The following is a 24,036-nucleotide window of genomic DNA, read 5'->3' as shown; positions in this document are numbered from 1 at the left end:
AGTTTAGGAGCGTCCGAAGTGAACGATGGTATTATGGATAGCATACGGGCGTCACTGTTGAGCTTGACGCGACGCAAGAAAAGGTTAATTCAGGTCTCGACAGACATTGTTTTAGTGTGGTTTGCGTTGTGGCTAGCATTCTTAGTTCGGCTAGGGGTTGATGATTTGGTGAATCCCCTCACAGATCATCGCTGGTTATTTGTTAGTGCGCCATTAGTTTCGATACCTCTTTTTGTGAAGTTCGGTATGTATCGCGCTGTTATGCGTTATTTTGGAAACGATGCATTAATCACTATTATCAAAGCTGTTAGCCTTTCATCCTTGATTCTCGGGATCGTTGTATATTTGTACAGTGATCACAAACCCGTTGTTCCGCGTTCAATCATATTTAACTATTGGTGGTTAAGTATGGTCATGATCGGAGGGGTGCGCTTGGCAATGCGCCAATATTTCCTCGGAGATTGGTTTACTGCTTCTCAGCATGTACCCTTTGCAGCCAAGAGCGATGGTCTTCTGAAAATTGCTGTTTATGGAGCGGGTGCAGCGGGCAATCAACTTGTAGCTGCTCTACGCATGGGGCGACTAATGCGACCCGTTGCTTTTATAGATGATGACGAAAGTATTTCAAATCATATTATTTCAGGTTTAAAGGTATATAAACCTCGACATATTAAAAGAATGATTGAAGTGACAGGCGCGCAGGAAATCCTCTTGGCTGTACCTTCATCTAGTCGGGGCCGGCGCCGAGAGATTTTAGGATATTTGGAAGGCTTTCCACTACATGTTCGAAGTGTGCCTGGTTTTATGGATCTAGCCAGCGGCAGGGTTAGGGTCGATGACATTCAGGAGGTCGATATCGCGGATCTTTTAGGGCGCGATGCCGTGCCGGCCCAAAATAACCTTTTGGAGCAGTGTATAAAAGGGCAGTCGGTACTAGTCACCGGGGCGGGTGGTTCCATAGGGTCTGAATTATGTCGGCAAATTTTGGCGTTGTCACCGACGTTGCTTTTATTATTCGATCATAGTGAATTTAATCTCTACAGCATTCTTTCAGAGCTTGAGCAATATGCTGCCCGTGAATCCTTGTCAGTAAAACTTTTGCCAATACTTGGTTCGGTGCGTAATCCGGCTAAGATTTTAGATGTGTTGAAGACGTGGAATGTCACTACTGTTTATCATGCGGCGGCTTATAAGCATGTACCTATGGTGGAGCACAATATTGCTGAAGGTATTCTGAATAACGTCATTGGAACGTTAAACACCGCTCAGGCTGCACTGCAGGCAGGGGTTTCTAATTATGTTTTAATTTCCACAGATAAGGCTGTTCGGCCGACAAGTGTTATGGGAAGTACCAAGCGCTTAGCGGAACTTACTTTGCAGGCTTTGAGTCGCGAGCTTGCACCAATAATGTTTGGCGATAAATCCAACATATCGAGAGTCAACAAAACTCGTTACACCATGGTTCGGTTCGGTAATGTTTTGGGGTCATCGGGATCAGTGATTCCACTATTTGATAAACAAATTAAATGTGGTGGACCTATTACGGTTACTCATCCCAAAATTACTCGCTACTTTATGACTATTCCTGAGGCCGCACAGTTAGTGATTCAGGCTGGGTCAATGGGGAAAGGTGGCGATGTGTTTGTTTTAGATATGGGTGAGCCGGTTAGGATAGTTGAGCTGGCTGAAAAAATGATTCACTTGTCTGGCCTTAGTATTCGATCTGAAAAGAATCCTCATGGTGATATTGCCATAGAGTTCAGTGGTTTGCGCCCTGGCGAGAAGTTATATGAAGAACTGCTGATTGGTGACAAAGTTTTCCCTACAAGCCACCCGATGATCATGAGTTCAAATGAAGACTACTTAACATGGGATCTGCTTAAAGAAAAACTTTCCCAACTTTTAGAGTCCGTGGAGAACGACGATTATACTAGGGTCCGTCAGTTGTTAAGAGAAACGGTAAGTGGTTACACTCCTGATGGTGAAATCGTTGACTGGAAATATCAGCAGTGTCAATCAGAGCTTTAATTCCAGATATTGATTTTACGCCTGGCAATGACATACTTCATTTGTTGAGGGAGAATTGCATGGTGTTTACAGCCTGGATGGCAATTTAGTGACGAACTCCATCGCGGAAGGCAATCAATGATATGCGATCCATGAACCCCACATACCGCAAGATTGCCGGCTCGTTTACCCTGGCAATTTGGGTGCGCAGTTCCACGGCAGCAGTGCTTCGTAGTCTTCTACCGAAGCTGCCTGTGGCAAGCGTTCAAGTACGTGGCGCAGCCACGTATAGGGTTCCTGGCCGTTAGCCTTGGCGGTTTCGACCAGACTGTAGATCTGAGCACTCGCGTTTGCCCCGTTAGGTGTGTCGCTGAACATCCAATTTTTTCGGCCAATAACAAACGGCTTTATGGCTCTTTCAGCCGCGTTGTTATCGATAGGTAAAAAGCCTGCCTCTATGTAACGTTCCAACCGGCTCCAGTTGCTGGCCAGATAATTAACCGCACGACCCAACACGCTCTGCGGCGTGATATGGGGTTGTGTTTTATCCAGCCAGCTTTTCAACTGCACCGGTATCGGGAGACTCTTTTCCTGGCGGCCGCTAAATCGCAGATCATCGCTGACGTCTTTTAGGTCGCGCTCGATTCTGTACAGCTTATTAATCATCGCCAGCGCCATATCGGCACGTCCGGTCTTGCCCTTGGGCTGCACTTTTTGGGCTTCGACAAACTTGCGTCGTGCATGGTGTTGTCGCTGACCGAAAACTGACCCAGTGGGGATGCGGACAAAAACTTGGACTGGTTATGCCGCGAAGCCCAGGCTTTCACGATACTCAATGGGACTGAGCGCGCCGAGGGAAATCTTTATACGTTTTTCGTTGTACCAGCGAATGTATGAATCCAAGGCCTGAATGAACTGCTCGATGCTCGTTGACTGCCAGTTGCGAGGATAGAACAGTTCCGTTTTCAGTCGGCCGAAGAAACCTTCACAAGCCGCGTTGTCTGGTGAGCAGCCTTTGCGCGACATCGAACGAATCAGCTTCGCATCAGCGATGCGCGATAACCAGCCGGGCCAGCGGTAGTGAGCGCCACGATCGGAGTGAACAACAGGCCGTTTATCGTTGCTGGCCACCGTTTCGATAGCGGCATCCAGCATCGTGTTCACAAGCTCGGCGTCGGGACGCGTGCCGATCGACCAACTGATTACCTTCCCATCGAAGCAGTCGATCATGGGGGACAGGTACACCTTGCCTGCCGGGATCTGGAACTCCGAGATGTCGGTCAGCCATTTCTCATTCGGAGCTAGGGCCGTGAAGTCGCGGTTGAGGAGGTTTTCCGGCGCCGGACTGATCTCCCCGAGGTAGGAACCGTATCGACGCCGTTTCGGCTTAGCGACGACTAGGCACTCCTGCTTCATCAAGCGCTGCACCACCTTCTCTGAAAGGCGCACACGCTGCCTGCTCAACGAAGCTCGCATCCGACGGTAGCCATAGCAACGATGATTGCGCTCGAATATGTCCGCCATGGCACGACGCACTTCGGTGTACTTTTCCGCGACCTGCATTCGTGCTCGATGATAGAAATAGGAACTTCGGGCCAAGCCCAACGCGTCAAGCAGCTCTAGCAAGGAGTACCTCTGCCTAAGGGCATCAGCCAGCAATGTCTTCTCCCGATTGGTCAGGACTTGCCGGTTGATGCCCGTCTCTTTTTTTATGAGTTCATTCGCCCTCATCAACAGGTCATGTTCAAGCTGCAAACGGCGAACATCGAGCTGGAGAGATTCGAGTTGCCGCTGCAACTCCTCTCGTTCCGGTGACGATGAGGGTTCAAGTCGACACTTCATTGATGGGGATACCTCTGGGCCGAGTAGCTGGTTTTTCCAGTTGTACAAGGTCGGCCTGCACACGCCCAGCTTTTGAGCCAGGGCTTTCGCACTTTCTTTTCGCGTGCACAGCGCGATGACCGCTGCCTGCTTCACCGCTGGCGGCCGGGCTAACCCGTCTGATCGACCGACAACACGCGTATGCAACTCGGGGTGCATTTCGTAAATCCAGGCACGCAACGAATCCCGCGCGGGGTAGCCCAACGCCTTGATGGTAGCGGCGATGTTGCGACCGTATTCGAGATAGTGCCCGACAGCCTTTTCCCTTTGGGCCAGTGAGTACTTCGACTTCGAGTTCTCGTAGCCACGCGGCAGGTCGAGGCATCGCTCATACTCTGCGTGCCAGCTCTTCAAAGAGTTCTTCGTCGGGTAGCCCAACTGACGAATAGTTGCCCCGGTTCGCTTGCCCAGTTTGATGTAGAGCTTGACCGCTCGGATACGGTCTTCGTATGAATACATGAACTACCTCCAGGTAGTCCAAGATTTCCGCCGCATCCCCAGGTGTTCAACTGCTTCTGCTCACTTTTTGAGCAGGAGAACATAGGGTGATCAGCATGGAAATGTTGTAACTGCCCCACCTTCAAAGCGCGCCGTTGAGGCGCGATGCTGCACTCCCGATTTTTTGGAGCCAGCCAATCATGATGCGTCCCGACGCCAAAGTAGAAAAAGTGTACCTGTACCCCAAACCTGTAGACTTCCGAAAATCCATCGATGGCCTGTCGGCTCTAGTCGAACTGGATATCAAAGTCGCGGTATTCGATCCCGTACTTTTCGTGTTCCTTAATAAATCCCGTAATCGGGTAAAGATATTGTATTGGGAGCGCAACGGCTTTTGCCTTTGGCTCAAGCGGCTGGAGTCAGAACGCTTCAAAACGTCGCCCGATATCACGGACGAAGCCATTGTGTTGACCGTCCAGGAATTGAACTGGTTACTGGATGGTTTTGACCTCTGGCGCAACCGCCCCCATCAAGTTTTGACGCCGCGATATGTCGCTTAGTTGGTATAATCCACGGCATGGTGCGACACGAGATCGCGTGTTCAACTGTTTAACTTCAATAGGTTAGCAGTCAAACACGAGTCGTAAGCTCTGGATCTCATTGCTCAACTCCGCTTTCTGGAGTAACGAGCCTGACGTGTATCCGTCAGTTCACTAGATCGGCATGCGTCAGGAGCCAATCTTGGGGTGTGAAGCCCGATCAACAATGTCCCTCCCGCAAGAGAGTGCAACCCGGTAACGGGATGCGCAGCACAACCGAATTGCACGGTAGTACGGGGACTAGTGACCCAACCCGCATGGCTAACATATGTGAATCGTCGACAGAACCCTCGTAAGGATTGACGGGCCTACGGCAATTATCGGCCCCAGCCAAAATGGCATTGTAGCCAGCCATTCCTGTCATGTAATGGGATGCGGTACTAGAAGCGCTGCCGGGGGATAGACGAAGCCTAAACGGGGAATTGATGCGATTCAGGGAACGTGGCAATCCCGACCACTCGCCTTACCAGCCACATCGGCGGCAGACTTTCCGCAAGGGACGTTGATGAGTGTGGGGAATAGGAGGATGCAAAAAGCAAAGGACCGTCTGTAACGGATGGCATACCGGTTTCAACATTACCGGCAGGGGAAACCCTGGCTGACGTGCATCTGGTTTACGAGCGCAAATACAACTGTTGATTCCGTCGAACTATGAAGTTGGCACGGGTACACGCTAAGAGATCCTGTGCAAACAGTTTCTAACTTCGAGCAGGACTGTATGAATACGCAACCACCGACTTCGGTTACGTCTGCGTCCTTGGATGGGGCCATGAATTGGTACGGTCTTGATTGGGCCAGAATTCAAACCTCCGTTCGGAAAACACAGTTGAAAATTGCGCAGGCAACAAGGAAGGCCGACTGGCGAAAGGTGAAGCGCCTGCAACGCATGCTGACTCACTCGTTTCATGGGCGATGCTTAGCTGTGCGGCGAGTCACGGAGGACCGGGGTCGCAGGACGCCGGGGGGGCGATGGCGAAACGTGGGAGACGCCCCAAGCCAAACTTCGAGGGGTGATGTGTCTATCGATCAAGCGGGGTTACTGTTCTAAACCGTTGAGGCGGGTATGGATACCGAAACCTGGTAAACAGGAGAAACGCCCACTCGGAATTCCCACGATGTTGGATCGGGCCATGCAAGCGCTTCATCTGCTGGCAATTGAACCTGTTGTAGAGAGCCAGAGCGACCCCCGAAGCTACGGCTTCCGACCGGATCGCTCGACGGCCGACGCAATGGTAGAGCTGTTTCATTTGCTGGCCGCCCAAGTAGCCCCTGTCTGGATTCTGGAAGGGGACATCAAAGGTTTTTTCGATAACATCAGCCATGATTGGCTTTGTCAAAATATCCCAATGGATAAGACGATACTGCGCAAATGGCTGAAAACCGGGGTTGTTGACCGGGGGCAATTTGTTGCTACGGAGGCAGGCACGCCACAGGGCGGTATCATCTCTCCCTGTCTGGCAAACGCCACCTTGAATGGTTTGGAGCTTTTGCTGAAAGATCACTTGAAAAAACGCTTTGGCACCATAGAAGCGAAGAAAACCAAGGTTCAGGTTGTGCGCTATGCAGATGACTTTGTGGTTTTGGCAAACTCGAAAGAGTTGCTTGAAAACGAAATCAAGCCTTGGATAGAGCAATTTCTGTCTGTACGAGGGGTTGCATTATCGCAAGAAAAAACGCGCATCGCACACATCCATCAAGGCTTTGATTTTCTTGGGTGGAATTTTAGGAAGTACGTCCCGAAGTCGCCGCACAGAAAGGCAAAGCTGTTTATCAAGCCTGCGAAGAAGAATGTTTCAACGTTCTATCGGAAAGTGCGAGATATTATAAAAAACAGCGGAACCCTTACTCAGGGCGCACTGATGGGGCGACTGAACCCAGTGCTGCGAGGGTGGGCGCAATATCACTCCCCGGTTGTGGCGAAAGCCACCTTTAACAAGCTGGACCTTATCTTCTGGCGGATCTTGAGGTGGGCAAAGCGTCGGCATCCGAGGAAGTCTGTTGGTTGGCTTAAACGACGATATTACTGTTCCGGAATTCACCGGGCATTTGTATACCCAGTAAAGGGGATCGACGGGACAGTAAAGTTTCGCCAGCTATACATGCTGGCGGATACCGTAATCGTTCGTCACAAGCGCTTGCCGGGTGCGTATCAGCCGTACGATGCAGAACAGGAGTTCAAGTGGGAAGCATTAAGGGTTCAACGGATGCTACATAAGCTCCGGTATCGGCGGCAGGTACTGAGTCTTTTCAGGCGGCAACAGGGTAAATGTGCTTTATGCGGGCATGCCATCAGCAAGGATACCGGCTGGCACGATCACCACGTTGTCAGGCGGGTGGATGGCGGCCCGGATAAACTAAATAACCGTGTACTGCTCCATCCCGACTGCCACTTACAGTGCCACAAGCAGGGATTCAAGGAGCCACTTAAGCATAGCGGTTTGCAAAAACCACCTTCCGCGTGACCGGCCAGTAATAGACTGGCTTTCGTAAGCTTGAGCCGTATGCGGGGAAACTCGCACGTACGGTTCTAAGGGGGCCCCGGATCAGTAATGATCTGGGGCTACCCGACATTACCATGCCCAACAGCCTTCCAGAAGACCCGACTGTGCTCAAGCAATTGCTTGCTCAGCTGCAGTCTAAGGTCGTTCATCTTGAAGAAGAAAATGCGCTGCTTCGCCAGCGCCTGTTCGGACGTAAATCAGAACAAACGGTTGATGCCCTGACACCACAATTGGCGCTTTTTAATGAGGCTGAAAGTGCTGCCGAACCTGCGGCAGAAGAATCAGAGGAAGAAGTCGTAGCGCCGATCAAGCGCCGTGGAAAGCGCAAGGCTCTTCCCGCTGATCTGCCACGTATCGAAGTTATTCACGAGCTTCCTGAGCACGAACTGACCTGTGCTTGCGGTTGCCGCAAGCACGCCATCGGTGAAGAGACCAGCGAGCAGCTGGAGATCGTGCCGATGCAAATCCGCGTGATCAAACACATCCGTAAAGTGTACGGCTGCCGAGGGTGCGAAGCGGCGCCAGTGACGGCTGATAAGCCGGCGCAGCTGATTGAAAAAAGTATGGCCAGTCCAAGTATCCTCGCGATGTTGCTGACCACTAAGTATGTTGATGGTCTGCCACTTCATCGTTTCGAGAAAGTTCTGGGTCGTCACGGTATTGATATCCCACGTCAGACTTTGGCCCGCTGGGTCATCCAATGCGGCACACATCTGCAACCGCTGCTCAATTTGATGCGCGACCGGCTGTTGGAAAGCCGCGTCATTCATTGCGATGAAACGCGGGTACAGGTGATGAAAGAGCCTGGTCGGGAGCCGACCAGTCAATCTTGGATGTGGGTACAAACAGGAGGACCGCCGGACAAGCCTGTCATCCTGTTTGACTACTCGACCAGCCGTGCGCAAGAGGTGCCGTCGCGCCTGCTTGAAGGCTATCAGGGTTATTTGATGACCGATGATTATGCCGGTTACAACGCATTAGGTGCGCGAGCTGGAGTTGAACGACTTGGGTGCTGGGCCCATGCCCGGCGTAAGTTCGTGGAAGCACAAAAAGTACAACCGAAGGGTAAGACGGGTCGTGCCGATATGGCACTGAACTGGATTAATAAGCTGTACGGTATCGAGCGCGACTTAAAAGACGTCGGCGATGAACTTCGCTACAAAAGCCGACAGGAACAAAGTCTTCCTGTGCTGACGCAGCTACACGCATGGCTAGAGAAAACAAAGCGCCAAGTGACCGCGCAAAACGCGCTGGGGAAAGCGATCAGCTATCTGGCCAGCAACTGGCATAAATTGGTGCGCTATACCGAAGCCGGATATTTGCCGATAGACAATAACCCAGCAGAGCGTGCCATCAGGCCTTTTGTGATTGGTCGCAAGAACTGGCTGTTCAGTGACACGCCCAAAGGCGCGACGGCAAGTGCTCAACTGTACAGTCTGGTCGAAACGGCTAAAGCCAACGGCCAGGAACCCTATGCCTGGCTGCGCCACGCACTTGAGCGGTTGCCACAGGCCCAGACGGTAGAAGACTTCGAAGCGCTGTTGCCATGGAATTGCACACCAGCGATTTCACGGTAACCCATCCAGCCCACCCTTGTTAGGTGGGGTTTATGGAGCGGTTAGTGCGCCAGTTAAAGCTGGCGGAGGATAGTCGATGAAAGTTCGATACTGGTAAGAAATGGCGAATCAACCAGACCCCGAGTCATGCATGTTGCACCGTGAGGTGCAGGGTGAAGCGTTGACAGGGGAAACCGATGGGCCAGCCATTGAGCCGCGAAATCACAAGTCCGGGATGCCGATGCTGTTAAGCGAAGCAGAAGGCAACACGGAGCATGGCGTTATACGCCAGTCATGCTCTGATCCCGCGCGGTCGGAGACCCTGTGCACGTCGGGAAGTCCTTCGCACAGAAACTGGGAGATCTCAGCGATGCCCGGTGCGCAAGCACCGGGCGGAGTAGGAAAGGCCAAAAGCCGTAACCCTGCTGTCTACGTCGCTGAGAAGTCGGATACGTCCGTAGTACCTGAGAAGCCGTCGAACAAAGGGCCGAGCCCTGCGGAGATGGTGGAGGAAAGGGACGTAGCCAAGGGAAACACCGACACGTCCCCCGCGCCCCGAACACAGAGTCGGATTAGTTGCGCGTCGATGGGACTTGAAGGTGTACGTGAAGCAGCCCGAAGGGAAAAGGGCATGCAGTTCACGGCATTGCTGCACCACATCACACCGCAGTTATTGGCGCAGAGCTTCTATGCACTGCGCCGCGATGCTGCGGTGGGCGTGGACGGCATGTCGTGGCGAGAATATGAGGAAGGTCTTCTCCAGCGTGTGACCAATTTGCACGCAAGGCTCCACACTGGAGCCTATCGGGCAACGCCGTCGCGGCGGGTTTTCATACCCAAAGCCGACGGTAGACTGCGCCCATTGGGCATTGCCTCTCTGGAGGACAAGATCGTTCAGCAGGCGGTTGTTACCGTTCTGAATGCGATCTATGAAGAGGACTTTCTAGGATTCTCGTATGGGTTTCGGCCGGGGCGGAGCCAGCACGATGCGCTGGATGCATTGACGGTCGCGCTGAAAGGCCAGAAGGTGAACTGGATATTGGATGCAGATATTACGTCGTTCTTTGATGAGATCGACCATGAATGGATGCTGATGTTTCTGGGACACCGGGTTGCAGACCGGCGCCTGCTCGGACTGATCTGCAAATGGCTTCAGGCAGGCGTAATGGACGACGGCCGTAGGGTGGCTGCGACCAAGGGGACTCCCCAAGGCGCAGTGATATCGCCGTTGTTGGCGAATATCTATCTTCACTACGTGCTGGATCTGTGGGCAAGGCAGTGGCGCCAACGCCACGCCCGTGGCGATGTGATCGTTGTGCGCTACGCGGACGACAGCGTGGTGGGTTTCAGGACGCAATGGCAGGCTCATCAGTTTCTGGTGCAGTTGCAGGAACGCTTGGCCCGTTTCGGTTTATCTCTCAATGCCTCGAAGACACGACTGATTGAGTTTGGTCGTTTTGCGGAGAGAAATCGCAGAAAGAGAGGGTTAGGTAAACCGGAGTCCTTTGACTTCCTGGGCTTCACGCACTGTTGCAGTACCAACAGAAGCGGTGGTTTTCAAATACTGCGACTGACGGTCAAGAAGCGAATGCGTGCGACGCTGCTGGCAATTCGGGATGAGCTGAAACGCCGACGCCACGAATCTGTTCAAGTCGTGGGTCAGTGGCTTACCCGGGTGGTCAGGGGCTACTTCAATTACCACGCGGTGCCGGGAAACCTGATACGTCTTGGTGGTTTTCGTTCGGCGGTTTGCCGTCTATGGCGGCAAGCCCTCAAACGTCGCAGCCAGCGTCATCGGCTTCAATGGTCACGCTACGGACGCCTTGCCGACCTCTACATACCAAAACCCAGAAATGCACATCCTTATCCTGAGGATCGCTTCGCGTCACGTACCCAAGGCAGGAGCCGTATGCGGTAGTTCCGCACGTACGGATCTGGGCGGGGGGCGGCAGGCAACTGCCGTCCCTACCGCGACCTTAATGTGTACCGGTAAGCTATCCCGTATATAGCTGGGATAGAAGCTAAGCTTCAGGCTTGCTCGACTGTCTGGAGCTGGGCAATCTTGACGCGAAGCGCGACTGGGGTTTTGCCAAGGAGTATGTCGAAGGCATGTGGCGGATGCTTCAAGCTGACGTTGCAGACTCGTTTGTGTTGGCGACTAACCGCAGCGAAACGGTTCGGGAGTTCGTCAATATTGCGTTCAAAGCGGTGGATATCACCTTGGAGTGGAAGGGTGTTCAAGAAAATGAATACGGTATTGACGTCGCTACCGGCAAGACTATTGTCCGGGTTAACCCTCAGTTCCGTCGCCCCACTGAAGTCGAACTATTGGTCGGTTCAGCGAAGAAAGCCCGTGATGTTCTGGGTTGGAAGTCAACGACAAGCCTGGAAACACTTTGTCAATTGATGGTAGCAAGGGATATTGAGCGGGTTAAAAGCGGCAAGTTGTTTTAATGTAATGAAAGCGTTAACGGGCATTAATTCTGGGCTGACGGTTCGTTGTCGAACTTACCTGTAAGCGCCAGTAATCCAATAAGTCGTGCAGGGTTTGCTCCAGCGCAATCACGGGTTTCCATCCAGTAGCTTCTCTGAGACGCTGGTTGTCGCCTGCAGCTATCTGAATGTCCGATGGGCGCAGCTTTTCTGAATCAACTTCAACCCTGATTTTCGCAGTGCTTAAAGAGAGCAACAAACCCAACACATCGCTAATTTTATGCGGCTGTCCACTGGCTATATTCATGCAGCGTGGGTAGTCGCGGCTGCCGGCTAACGTCAATACGGCGAGATAGGCGCTACAGACATCCTGAACGTCGAGAAAGTCTCGGCTTGCTTCGAGATTACCCACCTTAAGCACTGGTACTTGCTGGCCTGATTCGATCAAGGCGATCTGTCGAGCAAAGGATGCAGTGACGAAGTCTGGCGATTGTTGCGCACCAATGTGATTGAACGGGCGGGCGATTACGCCTTTGATGCCTTGACGAAAATACTCTTGGAATGCGCTTTCTGCGGCCAACTTACTCGCCGCGTAAGGATTTAGTGGTTCGCAGCGAGTTTGTTCGTCAACTGGCTGGCCCGACTTGAAGGCCGCGCCGTAGACTTCCGAGGAACTCGCGAATAGGACGAACGCGTCGGGCACATGCAATCGGATGGCTTCGAGCAAATTCATGCTGCCCATCACATTGGTCTGCCAAGTCCGCAACGGCTCGCGGAAGCTGGTAGGCACATGGGAAATCGCTGCCAAATGTACGATATGAGTAGGTTGAGCTTGGGCAACGGCTCGTGCGAGGTCTTGGGGATCTCGTATGTCAGCGGTGATCTGCTCATCGGCGGCGATCTCAGCAAGCGGTGAGTGACCGGTGAGGGCGATAACCTGGTGGCCGGCCCTTCGCGCTCGGTCTATTAAAAACTTACCAACGAAGCCGTTAGCGCCGGTCAACAGCAAGCGAGGCATGGGTATCTTCTCCATCAGCGAGACTACGCAGGTCAGCGGCAATTATGATCTGTTCTTTCTGGCGTGCGGTTAACCAATAGATCGATTGCCACTTGAGTTGATGGCGTTCAGTTCACGAGTCAGTAGGCAAAGAAAGATACCGAAGGTTTAATACTGTTACGGATGATTGTCGAATGACAGCTAATGCCTAGCTGAATGGAACAACCATCGCCATCAGCTATTTAATCGGTGCCGTCTGAGCATCGGCATGGGCGCGCTGGGCATCCGCATCCGCATCCGCTTTACGACTATTACGTTTTCCACTTTGGATCAGGCTTAACGCAATAAATGTTCCTATTACTGAAATAATGCCCCACCACAGAAAAAAATTCAGCATAGTGACTCCAGAAATTCCCTACCGCTCTGGTCGATTTCGCGCAGATATAAGGCATCGCGCACGGTAATGCTCTGCGTAAATTTAGCCTTAAAATTCAGTAGTTCAAGTTATATATTCAAAAACGGCTAAGCGAATAATTATTTCAAGGCTGTTTAATATTTGGTAACCCATCCCCTTTTGACGTTCCGCTCCCCTCGACTACCTTTGAAAAGCAGCCTCGGAATGCTGTTTCTCACTTTAACTGTATGGAGCGTCACCTATGCGCAGTGCTTTTCTCTCATCCATTCTGTTTGCATTCTTCACTACCGCCTCAGTGGCTGTCAGTGCGGCGCCGGTTGCACAACCGGCGCCGATGCCGCCGACGTCGGTCAATGCCGTTGCCACGCAGGCCGAGCCTTCCGCCAAAATCAATCTCAACACCGCAGATGCAGAAACCCTACAAAAGGAGCTCAGTGGAATCGGCAGTGCGAAGGCCAACGCGATTGTCGCTTACCGTGAAGCGAACGGCGAGTTCGCCTCAGTCGATGAGCTGCTAGAGGTGAAAGGCATCGGTAAAGCGATTCTGGACAAAAACCGTGAGCAGCTGGGCATCAATTAAATATCAAGGTTCACACAATGGCTGGTCATCGCGACCGGCCATTTTTTTGTCTGTCATAACGCATTTGCTCTGCACTGGTGACGCTGCTCAGACGGTCTATGCTTCTATGTCGAATATCCGTTCAGCTCGGGCTTCTTGACACGCTTCATGGCGGCCATCATATTATCTGGCTTGATTATGATCGTAATATAAATCGTCTAATTTCCCGCAGGAGTCTTCACTATGACCACCTCCAACCCTAAAGGCACCGCCCTCATCACAGGCGCCTCTTCCGGCATTGGCTTCACTTATGCTGATCGTTTGGCCAAGCGCGGTTTCGATTTGTTATTGGTTGCTCGCGATCAGGAGCGCCTGGAGACCATGGCCATCCGGTTGCGTGAGGAAACCGGTGTAACGGTCGAAGTGCTCAAAGCCGACTTGATCGACAGAGCTGATCTGCAAAAAGTTGAACAGCGCCTGCGCACCGATACGTCGATTTCGCTGTTGCTTAACAATGCCGGTGTGGCCTCGGTCGGAACGCTGGCGGAGTCCGACCTGAGTGGTCTGGATCGAATGATCCAACTCAACGTGGTCGCGCTGACCCACTTGGCGTCAGCCGCAGCGGACGGTTTTTCCAGAGCCGGGCGTGGTTCGATCATCAATATTGCATCGGTTGTGCCGCTTGCACCGGAGATGTTTAACGCCACCTATACCGCGACCAAGGCCTATGTATTGAGCCTGACACAATCATTGAATGCTGAGCTCAAAGAATCGGGCGTGCGCGTGCAGGCGGTCATGCCAGGCGCTACACGCACCGAAATTTTTGATCGCAGCGGTATGGATTTGAGCCAGTTTCCAGCCGAGTGGGTGATGGACGTTGGTGAAATGGTCGACGCCGCATTGGCCGGTTTTGATCAGGGTGAATTAGCGACTATCCCGTCGTTGCCGAACGCAGCCGATTGGGATGCCTTTATGACCGCCCGAGCTGCGCTGACACCTAATATGTCCTTAAGCAGCGCAGCGTCTCGTTTCAAGGCTTGAGATCTTTTACGTGGAGGTTTATTACATGAGTAAACGCCGGGTTGTTGTTACAGGTATGGGCCTGGTCTCGCCATTGGGCACCGGCGTGGAAGCTGTGTGGAAGCGTTTATTGGCGGGTCGATCTGGATTAATTCGGTTGTCTGAAGACGTTGTAGGCGATTTGCCGGGCAAGGTCGGTGGAGTTGTTCCGCTATTGGCCGATGATGTTGAGGCCGGGTTCGATCCAGATACCGCTGTTGCGCCTAAAGAACAGAAAAAGATGGACCGTTTTATCATGTACGCGCTGGTTGCAGCCAAGGAAGCAGTGGCTCAAGCCGGTTGGGTCGCCAACACCGCGGACGCTCAAGAGCGAACGGCGACCATTATTGGATCGGGCATCGGTGGGTTTGGTGCTATTGCCGATGCTGTACGTACTACTGACGCTCGCGGTCCGCGGCGTTTGTCGCCGTTTACGATCCCGTCGTTTTTAGTAAATCTGGCGGCGGGACATGTGTCGATTCAACACGGCTTCAAAGGTCCGTTGGGTGCCCCGGTAACTGCCTGCGCTGTGGGGGTGCAGGCGATTGGCGATGCCGCGCGGTTGATTCGTTGCGGCGAAGCGGACATCGCTATCTGTGGAGGGGCCGAAGCTGCCATCGATAAAGTCAGTCTTGGCGGCTTCGCAGCGGCCAGGGCCTTGTCCAGTGCATTCAATGACACACCGCAAAAGGCTTCGCGTCCGTTTGACCGTGATCGTGATGGATTTGTCATGGGGGAGGGCGCGGGTATTTTGGTGATTGAATCACTTGAACACGCGTTGGCACGCGGGGCAAAACCTATTGTTGAATTGGTAGGTTACGGCACCAGCGCCGACGCTTATCACCTCACTGCGGGTCCGGAAGACGGCAGCGGGGCGCGACGTTCCATGCAAGCAGCCCTAAGTCAGGCTGGCATTCAGCCGTTCCAGATCCAGCACCTCAATGCGCACGCTACGTCCACGCCCGTGGGTGATAAAGGCGAGATGGCGGCGATCAAGTCGCTGTTTGGAGATCAAAAATCAATCGCAGTGAGTTCGACCAAATCAGCCACCGGGCACTTGCTCGGAGCGGCCGGCGGAATTGAAGCAATCTTCACGGTGCTGGCGATTAGAGACCAAATCGCGCCTGCCACTCTTAACTTTGAAAACCCCGACGAAGCGGCGCAGGGACTGGATATCGTCCATGGTACTGCTCGGCCGATGAAGATCGAATACGCTTTATCTAACGGGTTCGGTTTTGGCGGGGTCAATGCCAGCGTGTTGTTCAAGCGCTATCAGGATTGATTGGCGGCAGATATAGCTTCCCGAAGCTATTCGGGAAGCTGTGCGTCAGACGCGCCGCGTCATTCCTATTGTTCTAGCTTTTCGTCTGCTGCTTCAACCACTCACGAGTGTCTTCAAGAATCCGGTCGGACAACTCGGGGTCCAGTGCGCTGCGCGACAGCACCAGTGCACCTACAAGTGCCGATAACATGACGGTGCTCAGTTCTGGCGCATTCGTGTGAGCGACGGATAGACCACGCTGGATGGATTTCAAGCGGTTTCTGATCACCTCGTCGGTGATCATGCTGGCTTGACCGCGCTGGCCTAGCTCAGCCGACATGGTTGGTAGCGGGCAACCTTCTGCGGGAGATGCGCGATGTGCCGCTGACAGGTAATGATCAACAAAAGCCGCCAGCGGGTTGTCGGCTTTTTCGAACAATGCATTGCAATGAGCGGACAGGCTGTCGGCTGCCTGACGTAACGATTTTTCTACCAGCTCATCTTTGGATTTGAAGTGTGCATAAAAACCGCCGTGGGTCAGCCCCAGGGACTTCATCAGCGGTTGTAGACCGGTAGCGCCAATGCCATCGCGGCGAAAGCGCGCTGACGCCTCGTTGATAATTCGTTGGTGGGTTTGAGCTTTATGGTCTTCCGAATAACGCATTGCCGGAGCTCCCGAGCGTGGCTCTATAAAATGCTGACTATAATTTTGTCATGGATCCACATACCCCGGCAGCACTCATTTGCGGTTCGACCTGCCGTCGGTCAGATCAAATGAGTGTTGCCCGATAGTCAACAGAACTTAAGGACGCGCAGCGATCTACGCTGCCTCTCTGCTACCCGTCGCTGCAAACACCGCTGGCGAGCGCTGTTCCAGTAGGTAATAAAACCCACCGCCGAGTATGCAGCCGGTGAACCAGGCAAAGTTGGCGATTGGCTGGAACCACGGCACGAAGCTGAAGCACAGACCGATGAGGCCCGCTGCCACTAGCGCTTTGATAGCTGTCCAGTTGAAGCCGTTTCTGTACCAATAACGGCCAGCGGGTGTGTCATCGAACAACGCGTCGACATCGATCTGCTGACGTTTCACCAAGTAATAGTCCACTAACAAGATGCCAAACAAGGGGCCGATGCAGGCAGCCAGCACGTCTAGGGTGTAGTGGATCACTGCAGGGTTATTGAACAGATTCCAAGGCGTGATAAATACCGAGAGCACGGCGGCGATCATGCCGCCCAGGCGCCAGCTGATTTTGCTCGGTGCCAGGTTGGCGAAATCGAACGCCGGCGAGACGAAGTTGGCGACGATGTTGATGCCAATGGTCGCGGTGACAAAGGCGAAGGCGCCTAACAATACGGCGGTGGTGTTATCGATGCGGGCGACGGTCGCGATAGGGTCGTGGATCATTTCCCCAAAGATTGGCAACGTCCCGGACACAATCACCACAGTGACCAGTGAGAAGGCCAAAAAGTTAACCGGCAAACCCCAGAAGTTGCCGCGACGTACGTCCGCCATGCTCCGTGCATAACGGCTGAAGTCGCCGAAATTCAGCGTCGGGCCTGAGAAGTAAGACACCACCAGGGCCGTTGCCATCACTGTTTGGCCAAAAGCTTCCCAGCCCGACAGTTGCTTTTCAGCCAAGGCAAAACTGATGTTGCTCCAACCGGCGCGCCAAACAATCCAAGCAGCCAGCAATAACATCACCGCATACACCGCAGGGCCGGCCCAATCGATAAAGCGTCGGATCGAATCCATGCCCGTCCAGAACACTACCGCCTGCAAAACCCATAACGTCAGAAAACCGAACCATCCCAAGTAAGAAAGTCCTGCGAACGTCACCTGCTGGTAAGCCGCCAATTGCGGGAAGAATCGCAGTACCACTATGATCAGTGCGCTGGATGCGAGGTAGGTTTGGATCCCATACCAAGCCACAGCAATTAAGCCGCGAATCACCGCCGGGATGTTTGCACCAAATACGCCGAACGCCATTCGGCAGATAACAGGATAGGGTACTGCCGCTTGCTGGCTAGGTTTAGCCACCAAATTAGCGATGACCTGAATGATGCAGATGCCCACCAGCAACGCGATCAACACTTCCCAACTCGCCAAACCTAAAGCAAACAAGCTAGACGCAAACACATAGCCGCCGACGCTATGCACATCGCTCATCCAGAAAGCGAATATGTTGTACCAATTCCACGTTTGCGGCATTGGACCGAGATCTTTGTTATAGAGGCGTGGGCTGTAACCCATCGGACGTTGCTCGCTCATGACACGTTGCTCCTTGTAGGCCTGCCTGCACTGACATCGCGTACGAGACTTGGCATTGTTGTATACGATTATGTACGCACAATATGTGCCAAATGCATTGATCAAGAGCTTTTGAGCCTTTCATGCAGTGGGCTGCAGCAAGGAGGTAACTGGAGTTTTTTTTTGCGAGATATCCGAATGTGAGCGCCATGCCCAATCGCGGTGCGCCCGCGCAGATGCGGTGCAGCTTCAACGGATTTTCCAGGTATGGACAATTAGCGCTGGATTGCTGTTTAACCGCTGATTTATAGTTGTATACAATTATTAAATAAATTGCGCAAAAAATGAGGTGTGTTGATGCGTATTCAAGTAATTAACCCCAATACTAGCCAGGCCATGACTCACAAGATTGGCATTGCGGCGCAAGCAGTGGCTCGCGCCGGGACAGAGATTTTTGCTTGCTGCCCCGAAGATGGTCCTGAGTCGATCGAAGGTCACTTCGATGAGGCGATTGCTGCCGTGGGCATGCTCGAAGAAATCCAGAAGGGTGTGGCTCAAGGTTATGACGCGCATATAATTGCCTGTTTCGGCGACCCCGGCTTATTGGCTGCTCGGGAGTTGGCCATTGGTCCTGTGATCGGCATTGCCGAGGCGGCATTTCATGTTGCCAGTCTGGTCGCTACGCGTTTCGCCGTGATCACCACCCTGGGCCGGACGCGGATTATTGCTGAGCATTTGCTGCAACGGTATGGCATGCACGACCTTTGTACGTCGGTCAGTTGCCTTGAAATCCCCGTGCTAGCGTTGGAAAGCTGCAACGACGCTCTGATCGAGCGAATTGCTGCCGAGGGGCGTCGATTAAGGGATGAAGACGGTGCCGGCGCGATTGTGCTGGGATGTGGCGGCATGGCAGATCTGCGCCACGTGCTGAGCGAAGCGATTGGAATACCGGTCGTCGAGGGCGTCAGCGCTGCCGTGAAACTGTCAGAGTCATTGGTTGAGCTGGGTTTGGGCACGTCGAAACAGGGTGATTTGGCCTACCCGTTGAGTAAGCGTTTTATCGGCCGCTACGCGCATTTGAGCCGATAGGTTTTAGCCAAAAATACGACGCCATAAAAATTCACTATCGAACTGATTAGTTCTAGAAGCTGTTTCATCCCTGCAACAGTGACCATCCTTTGAGCACGTTTCTGCCCATTGGAGTTCCTGATGTCCACTAAAACTATAATATTGCGCCTGACCGTATTGGCCACTTTGGTCAGCGGCCAGGCATTCGCTGCTCAAGCTGAGCAACTGACCCGTGATTCCGGTGCGCCAGTTGGCGATAACGAGAATTCACAAACCGCAGGCCCTGCGGGCCCGGTGCTTCTTCAAGACGCGTCCCTCATCGAAAAGCTTCAGCGCTTTGACCGCGAACGTATCCCGGAGCGCGTGGTGCATGCCCGTGGTACTGGTGCGTTCGGTGAGTTCGTGCCGTCTACCGATATTCATGACCTGACCGTCGCCGACGTATTTAAACCGGGCACCAAGACCCCGGTGTTTGTGCGTTTCAGTACTGTCATGGGCTATCGCGGCTCGCCTGAGCAGGCCCGCGACCCTCGGGGTTTTGCGGTCAAGTTCTATACCGATCAAGGCAACTGGGACATGGTTGGCATCAACTGGCCGATCTTCTTTATTCGTGATGCGATCAAGTTTCCCGACTTCGTTCATGCGAACAAGCCAAGTGCTGTGACCGGAGTACAAGACCCGGATCTAGCGTTTGATTTCTTTGCCCACACTCCAGAAGCCACTCACATGCTGACCCGTCTTTACACGGTTGAAGGCATGCCTGACTCCTATCGTCATATGAACGGATCGGCGGTTCATGCCTTTAAGTTTGTCAACGCCGACGGCAAAGTGCACTACGTGAAGTTTGCGTGGAGAAGCCAGCAAGGCGTGCACGGTTTAAAGCCGGATGACATCGCCAAATCGTTAGGCAACGACTGGAACATGATGTCCAACGACTTATACGCCGCTATCAATAAAGGCGATTTTCCAAAGTGGGATCTTTACGTCCAGGTGCTTACGCCAGGCGAGCTGGGTAAATTCAACTTCGATGCGCTGGATGACACTAAGGTCTGGACCGGTGTACCCGAAAAGAAAATCGGCACCATGACGCTGAACCGCATGCCTGATAACTACTTCGAATCCGTAGAAGAATCAGCGTTCGCTCCGTCGCGCCTGGTTCCCGGCATTGAAGCTTCGGAAGACCGGATGCTGCAAGGCCGTTTATTCGCGTATGCAGACACTCAGATGTATCGTTTGGGCGCCAACTATCAGCAACTGCCGATCAATCGTCCGCTGACCCCTGTGAATAACAACAGCCAAGATGGCGCAATGAACGCCAGCGGTCGCAAGGGCAACATCAACTTTGAACCATCGGGCGTGCATGAGCTTGCTCAAGACCCTAAATACAAATACTCGGCGACGCCGCTCAGCGGTGCCACACAACAATTGGCAATTCACAAACCAAACAACTTCGCGCAAGCGGGGGAGTACTACCGTGGGCTGTCCGACGCTGACAAAGGCTACTTGATCGACGCACTGGGCGGTGACTTGAGCAAGGTCACTAACGACAGCAATAAGTACGCAATGCTCTCTTATTTCTACAAGGCCGATGCCGATTACGGCACCCGGTTGGCCAAAGCCACCCACAGTGAAGTTAGTCGGGTTAAAACCGCAGCAGGCTTATTGAAGGACTGACGGCAGCAAATACCCCCTGTAAGAGCTACCGAAGGCTAGTAGGTCCGAAGGCTCATTGCGTTGAAGGACAATCGCAGCCTAGGTAACTTGCTCTTACAGGGGGAATTCTTTAACGAGGATCTCCCATGAATTTCAGGCTGCGCATTTGGTTTACGGTGGCAGGCGTCGTTTTATGTCTACTAGCAATTGTCAGCTACCGCGTTGCCCACGTGATATATCCCAATGCTTGGCTACCGAAAAGCGCCGATCAATTTCAGGTCAGGCCAGGCATCAAACGTGTTGATCCCCATACTTACGACACCGAATGGTTTGATGCGGCACGGGCAGGGCGTCAGGACATCAGTCAGGCTCTGTTGCACGCCGGTTACCCCGTTAACCTGCAAGGTAACTCGGGCTATACCGCGCTGATACTGGCGACTTACCATGGCCAGTCAGGTGAAGTCTCTATGCTTTTACAGGCAGGTGCTGATCCTTGTTTGGCCGACCACAATGGCAATACCGCGTTAATGGGCGCGCTGTTCAAAGGCGAGGAGCGGGTTGCGAGTCAGTTGCTGGCGCTTTGCCCGGTGGACCAAGTAAACAACAGCGGTCAGACGGCTTTGTCATTTGCAGCACTGTTCGGGCGGCTGGACATAATTGCCCGTTTAGTAGCCATCGGAGCAAACCCTGACCACCTTGATATGAAGGGCAATAGCGCGCTGGCTATCGTCGAACAACAGGGCAACCTACAAGCCGCCGCCGCATTGCGTGCAGTGGGCGCGCAGGACTAACCCCGCACAAATCCCGTAGACGCAGCTTGTCGGTGAGAAGCCTTACCGGGTGGTCCGTAAATCGCCTCGTCAACAAGCTGGCTTTAAAACTGTTGGCATCTGCAACCCAAAAAGTTATTGGGTCATGTCGAAAATCATGCAGGTAGTGGTGCCGGTGGCGTACAACCTGTCATCCACATCGTACAGACGCCCTTCGGCTAGCGCGGTAGAACGACCCAGATGAATGACTTTGCCTTCAGCTCGAACCGGGCCGGTATGGCTGCCCATTGCACGAACAAAACTCACGCGTAAATCAAGCGTGGTATAGCCCTGACCCTTTTTCAACTGGGTATGGATCGCACAGCCCATGCACGAGTCCAGCAACGTCGCGGCATACCCGCCATGCACTGTGCCCAGCGGGTTGTAGTGACGCACACTCGGCGTGCCTTGAAAAACAAAACGCCCGAGCGACCATTCTATTGGGATGAAATCGACCAGCTCGCCAAACGGCGGGCAGGGCAGCTCACCGTTGCCGATACCGTTGAAAAATTCGGCTGGAGTCAGTGCGCTGACATCGGCCAGGCTGGTGGTGCCGGGGTTAGCAAGACGAGTCCTGGAGGCGTGCTCCTCTGCCAGCCATTGGGCGGTTTTTTCTTCGCGAGAGAGGATTTGCATGGAGAGGTACTCCGGTCATTGCATCATCGGCTGATGGGATGACAGATATAATCCATACATTTTATTACGCTCGCAATATAAATTTTAGCAGGGCTATATGCTCTGCTGGCAGTTGCGCTGGGCCTGTAATCAGATCGCCCGCGGCTTAGACCTGCTTTCGGTTTTTTACAGATGGTTTCGAATGAATCACTGCGCTGCTGGTTTTTTAACAAAATGCTGGTGCATATCGAGCGTCAGGGTTTCGATGCGCTCAGTCAGGGTTTTTGTCAGCTCAGTCATGCGCGTGTTTTGCTCCAGCAGCTCAAGCAGCAACGCCGAGTTTTGCGCTGCGCTGGCCAGCCGTTGTTCATTGGCGACGGCCAATGCCTCGCGATGTTGTGCATCTGCATCCGCATTGGCTTTGTCACGTGCAGCTTGGCGGGTTTGTGCCAGCAAAATCAGGGGTGCGGCGTAGGCGGCCTGCAAGCTGAACGCTAGGTTGAGCAAAATGAACGGGTAAATATCAAAATGGGTCAGCCCGGCGATATTGGCGCCGATCCACAAAATCACGATTAGGGTTTGTGCGCTCAGAAAGGTAGGTGTGCCAAAGAATCGCGCAAATGCCTCAGCCTTTAGCGCAAAGGCGTCATTGCCAAATGTAGCTGCCAAGTGAGCATGAGCCTTATGGAAGCGCAAATGATCCACTGGCAATTCTTTCGGCGTACCGGGTTGGACTGCAGAATTCTCGGACGTGACGGGGTTCATGACAACTTCCTGATGTTCGGTTGAATACGAGAGGGCTCTCATGGCCCCTGCATTACTATAGGTGACCATTAGCAGCCACGATATGTTCGCCGAATATTGTCCCTGTACATGGCCTGAACACAGTCCAGTTTGACAGCATGCGGTTGATTAATAAGCCTTTCAGAGACTGAAAATCTCGGCAGTATCCAGAAGTGAAACGAAATAGAACCCGAAGAATTCATCGATGTAAAGGAAAGATGTCAACCCATGGACATCGATTTGGATGAATATTTGTGAGGGTTTAAATTAGGTCTTCGATGTCCATAGACAATACACATTTTTCACAGAAATGGATCACGTGGTGTTCATGGCAAATACGCGAATTTTGTGGCGACGAAAGCTAGCGTGATCAAGATGAGCCCGAAATCGCGGTTGTGGCCACGAGCCATTGAAGGCCCTCTGTAGGGATCTATAGGCAGTGGCCGTCGTTAGTGCCAGAGTGGAAGGGTTCAGATAGCTGCCGGAGGCTTCTAACCAGAACCAGTTCTCCATGAACGTCAGAAGCCTCGAATGCGATCATCGGAGGCAGGCTGCTTCTGGCCGAGTGCAGCCGGTCACTACCGGCAGCTCTCGACCCAAAGCTGCCGCTGGCGACCAGCAGAAATCGGAAAAAGCGGCCTGCCTCCGATGCCGCTATCGATCCTGAACGATCTGTCGGAGCACTGGTAACGATTAGCGAAAGCCTAAGCAACTCAAACGCTGCCCTCACGTTCGATCACCAGAATCCGCGCTTCTCCACGAGGATGCGCAACATGCTCACATCCAACCCCTGCGAAAAACACGTCGCCAACCACCAATGTCACGACGCGTTCGATGCCTGACTCGCGATAATGCATATCTACCGCGCCGTCTAGGACTGCGAATACCTCTTCACCATCATTGATATGCCACTTGTATGGCTGGTCGGTCCAGTGGAGGCGGACGGTGGTTCCGTCCATGTTAGCTATGTCGTCAGCACCCCAAGCGCGAGTGGCGGTGAAATCCTTGCTACGAATAACTCTCATTGATCGTGGTTCTCGAACATATAGTGAATTGGTAGCAATTTATCAGAGTCGTTGGCCGTCCACTACTGACCGAAAATAAGACCTGGACTGAACGCCCGCTTGTGGCCGATTCTGTTGAAAAAGTAGACC

The 24,036-nt window shown here is 53.0% G+C and carries 18 protein-coding genes and 3 pseudogenes; 12 read left to right on the top strand and 9 right to left on the bottom strand.

What is annotated here, in order from left to right; translation table 11 throughout:
• Positions 1-33: 33 nt before the first annotated feature.
• A complete protein-coding gene (locus tag RGW60_RS12820; protein WP_322206907.1) occupies positions 34-2,028 on the top strand; it encodes a nucleoside-diphosphate sugar epimerase/dehydratase in 1,995 nt (664 codons plus the stop codon).
• Between the two features lie 165 nt (positions 2,029-2,193).
• On the opposite strand, the pseudogene tnpC (RGW60_RS23820) reads toward RGW60_RS12820, so the two are convergent.
• Together tnpC (RGW60_RS23820) and RGW60_RS12815 are read right to left on the bottom strand one after the other, a co-directional pair.
• Positions 2,194-2,751 (bottom strand): annotated as a pseudogene (gene tnpC / locus RGW60_RS23820) (IS66 family transposase); the annotation flags it as partial.
• Between the two features lie 57 nt (positions 2,752-2,808).
• The gene (locus RGW60_RS12815; protein ID WP_017849241.1) at positions 2,809-4,347 is read right to left on the bottom strand and encodes an IS3 family transposase; all 1,539 of its coding nucleotides are present in this window, start codon (positions 4,345-4,347) and stop codon (positions 2,809-2,811) included.
• A 179-nt stretch (positions 4,348-4,526) separates the two neighbouring features.
• On the opposite strand from RGW60_RS12815, the gene tnpB reads away from it, so the two are divergent.
• The 5 genes and pseudogenes from tnpB to RGW60_RS12790 form a co-directional block, all read left to right on the top strand.
• Positions 4,527-4,886: an IS66 family insertion sequence element accessory protein TnpB gene (tnpB, locus tag RGW60_RS12810; protein ID WP_322204950.1), complete on the top strand. Its 360-nt coding sequence runs from the start codon at positions 4,527-4,529 to the stop codon at positions 4,884-4,886.
• A 757-nt stretch (positions 4,887-5,643) separates the two neighbouring features.
• Positions 5,644-7,387, top strand: a pseudogene (ltrA, locus tag RGW60_RS12805) (group II intron reverse transcriptase/maturase).
• Positions 7,388-7,500: 113 nt separating this feature from the next.
• Entirely contained in the window at positions 7,501-9,003 is a 1,503-nt protein-coding gene (tnpC, locus tag RGW60_RS12800; RefSeq protein WP_322204949.1) for an IS66 family transposase, read from the top strand.
• A gap of 610 nt (positions 9,004-9,613) precedes the next feature.
• On the top strand, positions 9,614-10,900 hold the full coding sequence (gene ltrA, locus RGW60_RS12795; RefSeq protein WP_369124896.1) for a group II intron reverse transcriptase/maturase: 1,287 nt from the start codon (positions 9,614-9,616) through the stop codon (positions 10,898-10,900).
• Positions 10,901-11,013: 113 nt separating this feature from the next.
• Positions 11,014-11,436 (top strand): annotated as a pseudogene (locus RGW60_RS12790) (GDP-mannose 4,6-dehydratase); the annotation flags it as partial.
• 13 nt (positions 11,437-11,449) lie between these two features.
• Here RGW60_RS12790 and RGW60_RS12785 read toward each other — a convergent pair.
• Together RGW60_RS12785 and RGW60_RS12780 are read right to left on the bottom strand one after the other, a co-directional pair.
• Positions 11,450-12,433 (bottom strand): GDP-mannose 4,6-dehydratase, encoded by a 984-nt coding sequence (locus RGW60_RS12785; protein WP_322204948.1) that lies wholly within the window; start codon positions 12,431-12,433, stop codon positions 11,450-11,452.
• 217 nt (positions 12,434-12,650) lie between these two features.
• Positions 12,651-12,809: a hypothetical protein gene (locus RGW60_RS12780; RefSeq protein ID WP_322204947.1), complete on the bottom strand. Its 159-nt coding sequence runs from the start codon at positions 12,807-12,809 to the stop codon at positions 12,651-12,653.
• A gap of 259 nt (positions 12,810-13,068) precedes the next feature.
• Between RGW60_RS12780 and RGW60_RS12775 the strand changes: the two genes are divergently transcribed.
• The 3 genes from RGW60_RS12775 to fabF all read left to right on the top strand — a co-directional run bounded on the left by RGW60_RS12775 (position 13,069) and on the right by fabF (position 15,727).
• A complete protein-coding gene (locus RGW60_RS12775) occupies positions 13,069-13,407 on the top strand; it encodes a helix-hairpin-helix domain-containing protein (protein WP_322204946.1) in 339 nt (112 codons plus the stop codon).
• Positions 13,408-13,629: 222 nt separating this feature from the next.
• The gene (locus RGW60_RS12770) at positions 13,630-14,427 is read left to right on the top strand and encodes an SDR family oxidoreductase (RefSeq protein ID WP_322204945.1); all 798 of its coding nucleotides are present in this window, start codon (positions 13,630-13,632) and stop codon (positions 14,425-14,427) included.
• 25 nt (positions 14,428-14,452) lie between these two features.
• Positions 14,453-15,727 (top strand): beta-ketoacyl-ACP synthase II, encoded by a 1,275-nt coding sequence (gene fabF, locus RGW60_RS12765; RefSeq protein WP_322204944.1) that lies wholly within the window; start codon positions 14,453-14,455, stop codon positions 15,725-15,727.
• A 73-nt stretch (positions 15,728-15,800) separates the two neighbouring features.
• Here the strand turns inward: fabF and RGW60_RS12760 are convergent, their stop codons facing one another.
• Together RGW60_RS12760 and RGW60_RS12755 are read right to left on the bottom strand one after the other, a co-directional pair.
• Entirely contained in the window at positions 15,801-16,370 is a 570-nt protein-coding gene (locus tag RGW60_RS12760) for a TetR/AcrR family transcriptional regulator (protein ID WP_322204943.1), read from the bottom strand.
• 156 nt (positions 16,371-16,526) lie between these two features.
• Positions 16,527-17,975 carry an NCS1 family nucleobase:cation symporter-1 gene (locus RGW60_RS12755; RefSeq protein WP_322204942.1) on the bottom strand — a complete coding sequence of 483 codons (1,449 nt, stop codon included), beginning with the start codon at positions 17,973-17,975 and terminating at the stop codon, positions 16,527-16,529.
• Positions 17,976-18,311: 336 nt separating this feature from the next.
• On the opposite strand from RGW60_RS12755, the gene RGW60_RS12750 reads away from it, so the two are divergent.
• From RGW60_RS12750 to RGW60_RS12740, 3 genes are all read left to right on the top strand, one after another.
• A complete protein-coding gene (locus RGW60_RS12750) occupies positions 18,312-19,043 on the top strand; it encodes an aspartate/glutamate racemase family protein (protein ID WP_322204941.1) in 732 nt (243 codons plus the stop codon).
• A gap of 120 nt (positions 19,044-19,163) precedes the next feature.
• Positions 19,164-20,696, top strand: a complete 1,533-nt coding sequence (locus tag RGW60_RS12745; protein ID WP_322204940.1) for a catalase — start codon at positions 19,164-19,166, stop codon at positions 20,694-20,696.
• A gap of 125 nt (positions 20,697-20,821) precedes the next feature.
• Positions 20,822-21,466 (top strand): ankyrin repeat domain-containing protein, encoded by a 645-nt coding sequence (locus RGW60_RS12740; RefSeq protein WP_322204939.1) that lies wholly within the window; start codon positions 20,822-20,824, stop codon positions 21,464-21,466.
• A gap of 114 nt (positions 21,467-21,580) precedes the next feature.
• On the opposite strand, the gene RGW60_RS12735 is transcribed toward RGW60_RS12740, so the two are convergent.
• The 3 genes from RGW60_RS12735 to RGW60_RS12725 form a co-directional block, all read right to left on the bottom strand.
• Entirely contained in the window at positions 21,581-22,120 is a 540-nt protein-coding gene (locus RGW60_RS12735) for a PaaI family thioesterase (RefSeq protein ID WP_322204938.1), read from the bottom strand.
• 186 nt (positions 22,121-22,306) lie between these two features.
• Positions 22,307-22,864, bottom strand: coding sequence for a DUF1003 domain-containing protein (locus RGW60_RS12730; protein WP_322204937.1), 558 nt, complete (start codon positions 22,862-22,864; stop codon positions 22,307-22,309).
• A 731-nt stretch (positions 22,865-23,595) separates the two neighbouring features.
• Complete coding sequence (locus tag RGW60_RS12725) at positions 23,596-23,907, bottom strand: cupin (protein ID WP_322204936.1); 312 nt, start codon at positions 23,905-23,907, stop codon at positions 23,596-23,598.
• Positions 23,908-24,036 lie beyond the last annotated feature (129 nt).

The sequence above is a fragment of the Pseudomonas sp. AB6 genome (assembly GCF_034314105.1).
In the GTDB taxonomy this organism is placed as follows: Bacteria; Pseudomonadota; Gammaproteobacteria; order Pseudomonadales; family Pseudomonadaceae; genus Aquipseudomonas.
Note: the sequence above shows the minus strand (reverse complement) of the source record. Positions and strands in the feature narration are given on the sequence as shown.